Here is a 1403-nt window from a genome sequence, read left to right as displayed (position 1 = left end):
AGTCAAGTCCATATTTGTGTGTAAATTTCCTTTAGGTATTCAAAACACTATGCTGCCGCCATATTTTGCTGCCGGATAGCGGCTCTTCTCAGTTCAGACGGCGTATTAGATGCCATCATCTCCGCATAGCTTTTTGCGGAAAAAACGGCCTTGCCGGCCTGACGTTTTTCATTCAGTTCAATCAGGGTTGAGCCAATCAACCGCATCAGCGAAGTTTCATTCGGAAATACCCCGATGACGCCAGAACGCCGCTTGAGCTCTCTGTTTATGCGTTCAATGTGGTTGGATGTTCGGAAGAATCGTCTCATTCCTATTGGCAGCAGCAGTACAGTCATCGCATCTTCAAGCCCATCTTCCAGACATTTCATCGCTCTCTCTGCAACGTCACCATAAGATTCAAGAATATCGTCTTGCTTCTGAACGGCCTCCTGCATTGTTTTTGCTTGGAAAAGTGCATTCAGGTCAGCTCGAAGCGCAACCTGGTATTTTTTAGGTGCCAGTTCAGTGATATTCTTGGAAAAATGGAACTGGCAGCGCTGCCATGGAGCCTCCGGGAATTGCCGCTGCAATGCAGCCTTAATGCCGCCATGAGCATCGGAAGTGATCATCAACGGCCCATAAAGCCCCCGCTTCTTCAGCCCTTCCAGAAAGTCCATCCATGTAGTGGTGGATTCTTCTGGATAGATGTCGAAGCCCAGGATCTCTCGAACACCTTGACTGTTTGTGCCATAGGCAATCATAAAGGCCTTGGAGATGATCCGATGATTTTCCCTGACCTTGAAGTATGTCGCATCCACGGTCAGGAACGGATAAGGTCCGTTCAGAGGACGGGTCCGGAAAGCTTCTACGTCTTTGTAGAGGTCCTTGCAGAGGTTTGAGACCGTGGACTTAGAGAAGCTTGTCCCGCAAATCTCCTGGACAACTTTTTCTACCTTGCGGGTGGAGACACCGTTGACGACCATCTCAGCCATGCCGGCGACGAGGGCAGCCTCGCTACGTGAATAATTTTCAAAAATCATGGTTTTGAACGGGGTATTTCTGTGGCGAGGGATAGTAAGCGTGATAGTGCCGATACGCAAAGTAAGGGAACGCTCACGAGTCCCATTGCGACTGTCTTTACGCTCTTCAGAGCGTTCATAGGGCTGGACGCCGAGTTGTTCGGCAGACTCTGCCAAAAGGACCTTGTTCAAGCATGCTTGGAGCAGCTGACGGAAAGCTCCATCGTGATCTTTTGAAAGAAGGGCTAGTATTTCTTCCTGATCCAGTGTAATATTGAGTTGAGCCATTTGTTTTTCCTCCCTCGGTATTATGTGGGTTTTGGTCGATTTACATTATACCTAAAGGATGAGCATATGGCTCATTTTTATGAAATTATCTTTTTACACCATTATATGGACGTTACC

Annotated in this window: 1 protein-coding gene; it reads right to left on the bottom strand. The window is 47.9% G+C overall.

The genetic code is table 11. The features are described 5' to 3' along the window. Positions 1 to 47 precede the first annotated feature (47 nt). A complete protein-coding gene (locus ACTUHY_RS12855) occupies positions 48 to 1286 on the bottom strand; it encodes an IS256 family transposase (protein ID WP_442828003.1) in 1239 nt (412 codons plus the stop codon). Positions 1287 to 1403: the final 117 nt, after the last annotated feature.

The sequence above is a fragment of the Acidaminococcus nyctereutis genome, assembly GCF_052216985.1.
Lineage (GTDB): Bacteria > Bacillota > Negativicutes > Acidaminococcales > Acidaminococcaceae > Acidaminococcus > Acidaminococcus fermentans_A.
The sequence above is the reverse complement of the archived record's forward strand: the minus strand, read 5'-3'. Positions and strand labels throughout refer to the sequence as shown.

Excerpts from the sequence above, each read along its gene's own strand:
- ACTUHY_RS12855 (WP_442828003.1), bottom strand. The coding sequence starts at position 1,286 with ATGGCTCAACTCAATATTACACTGGATCAGGAAGAAATACTAGCCCTT.